2 protein-coding genes and 2 pseudogenes are annotated in these 2300 nt (G+C 54.6%); 2 read left to right on the top strand and 2 right to left on the bottom strand.

Annotation, left to right across the window (positions count from 1 at the left end; all coding sequences use genetic code 11):
• Positions 1-88 precede the first annotated feature (88 nt).
• A pseudogene (locus ILFOPFJJ_RS36830) lies at positions 89-154 on the bottom strand (DUF6429 family protein); the annotation flags it as partial.
• A 597-nt stretch (positions 155-751) separates the two neighbouring features.
• On the opposite strand from ILFOPFJJ_RS36830, the gene ILFOPFJJ_RS32985 reads away from it, so the two are divergent.
• The gene (locus tag ILFOPFJJ_RS32985; RefSeq protein WP_246299988.1) at positions 752-1639 is read left to right on the top strand and encodes a YopT-type cysteine protease domain-containing protein; all 888 of its coding nucleotides are present in this window, start codon (positions 752-754) and stop codon (positions 1637-1639) included.
• 83 nt (positions 1640-1722) lie between these two features.
• Positions 1723-2184 carry a helix-turn-helix domain-containing protein gene (locus tag ILFOPFJJ_RS32980; RefSeq protein ID WP_173514630.1) on the top strand — a complete coding sequence of 154 codons (462 nt, stop codon included), beginning with the start codon at positions 1723-1725 and terminating at the stop codon, positions 2182-2184.
• Here ILFOPFJJ_RS32980 and ILFOPFJJ_RS32975 read toward each other — a convergent pair.
• Positions 2185-2300: pseudogene (locus ILFOPFJJ_RS32975) on the bottom strand (IS630 family transposase); the annotation flags it as partial.

The raw sequence follows: 2300 nt of genomic DNA, 5'->3' as shown, positions 1-2300 counted from the left end.
TCCAACACGTTTTTAGCGCACCGTCGCCATCGGCCTCGGCGCGCGCGTCAACGTGGATACACGCGTCGCCACGCTAAAAACGCTGTGCATTATGCCGCGTCAGCCATAACAGCGCCAAAACGGCATCGTCGATCTTGTCCTCATCGATCTCCATGAACCGACGTTACCACGCGCGGCGCCCAAAATCCTGCGGCCCTGCTCGGATGGATACTTAGTAATGAGCAACTAGTCGCAAGGTCTCGCCGCCAATCTTTATCGAAACCCTGCCAAGCGCAAATACAAAGGCGATGTACCTACATACCGGCCGCATATACGCGCTGGACGTGAGAAGCGTGTCGTCACCTCTACTGAGGCTGGGCGGCCCGAAACGATCTCGCCTGCGTATGGGTGCATATTGATGTAATATTTCCCTCCCAATATTACCTCAGATAATAGTCAATATGACAGATGGTTCCATTTTGCAGTTCATCAGACTGGGGCCAGCGCAAACCCGCCAGATCATCTTGTGAGCAAAGCGCCTAAGGAAATGAGAAAAAAGGAAATGCCGGTGTGATGCCAACATCAGCAAACGATGTCCTGTTAGTGGCTCTGGAGGGCACCGTAAACTTAACGCTGTGAAAACAAGATCTGGGAGTGAGGCTTGGCTGTCAATGCAATGCGCAGTCGCTCTTTTACTCGACAGCTGCTGGAAGCCCAAGTTGGGCACCATAAGCCGGTCAGACTAATCAACCTATTTCTGTTTGGAGGGTAAATGGACCCGTTTCACAATCTCAGCTTGTTCGACCCCAGTTCTTGGAACTACGCCATGACAACTCGGGAGGAAATGGGGCAAGCGGAGTTTCAGCAACGCAAATCCCAGGTGCCGCAAGACGGTGTCATAAATACCCCGGCCACAATGCGCCATAATCACTCTCTCGAGCCCCATGGCCCAACAGGCGGGAAGCTGACATCTGACGAGTTGCCCGAGAAGAAGGGGATCTGCGTCAGTAAACCGCAAACTGCGGGTGCAAGTCGTCACAGTTCAGACTCATCCACCAGCGCCAGTACGTCCTCTCCGACCAGCTCGAGCACATCAGTATTCGAATACAGGACGGCCGAATTGCCCCACGCCAATGTAAATGGCATCTGCGTCGGGCTAAGTGCAGAGTGGCTGCTCAATCATAATAACCCCGCGCCAGTTCGAATGATGGCCCTAATGCCTGGATCCGAAAGGCACACCACAGCGACTGAGCGGCAGGAGCGGTATCAAAACCTCAAGCGTCTACTGCGAAGCGAGGGAGCAGGAGCTCATGAGGCCGACCGTCAGGCACAAAATGTAATGTTACGGGAGGCGGGGCTGGCACCATCCGAAGAAGAAAAGAAGTACCAATTCGGCGAGCATTCCAGCTTCTCGCGTATGGTTAGAAAAATCACTCAAGACCATTCGACGTATTTGCTCGGTCTGTATTTCGCCGAAGGTGACGCACACACAATTGTGACGTCGGCGTCGAATGGAACGATGACTCTGTTCGATCCGAACTATGGGGAATTTTCTGCTCGATCGCGCAATGCCGCTTCATTAATGCAAAGCCTCGCCAATCGTTACAGGAACCCAAATGGTAAGCATTTGTCGATAATCACGACGCAAAGGATGCAGTGATACCAACGAGCGCGATTTCTGACTCTCGTGGGATTCCTTTTAGGCTTCGAATTCGAATCGATGCTGCAAACAGGAGGTTTGCAGTGGGTTCAGCGATATCTTTGCGACAGGATTTTGATGGGTTGGCGCTTCGGCAGTTGGCTCGGCAAGCCAAGAATGCCGATCAAGCCCGGCGCTTGCTTTCGCTGGCGTCGATCTACCACGGCGGCTCTCGTTCAGGGGCCGCTCGCCTCGGCAGCGTGACGGTGCAGATCGTCCGCGATTGGGTCGTGCGGTTTAACGAGCGTGGTCCCGATGGACTGATCAACGGAAAAGCGCCGGGTGGACGCGCGAAGCTGAACGACGCGCAACGGCAGGCGCTGGCGAAGATCGTTGAAAGCGGTCCGATCCCCGCTGTGCACGGTGTGGTGCGTTGGCGGCGCAAGGACCTCGTTCAGTGGCTGTTTGAGGAATTCCGAATATCCAATCGACGAAACCACCGTCGGACGCGAACTGAAAGCTCTGGGCTTTCGCGCACAGGTCTCCATCATACCAACGTGCGCTGATCATGACCGATGCGCCCAATCGCGCATTCCGATGGACATGATCTTCCACGGTTGCTCGACAAGCCTGTTCCAAGCGCGGCAGCATTGATCGACGATGTCGTCGTAGTCCTTGAAGA

The organism is Sinorhizobium psoraleae (assembly GCF_013283645.1).
Taxonomy (GTDB): domain Bacteria; phylum Pseudomonadota; class Alphaproteobacteria; order Rhizobiales; family Rhizobiaceae; genus Sinorhizobium; species Sinorhizobium psoraleae.
Note: the sequence above shows the minus strand (reverse complement) of the source record. Positions and strands in the feature narration are given on the sequence as shown.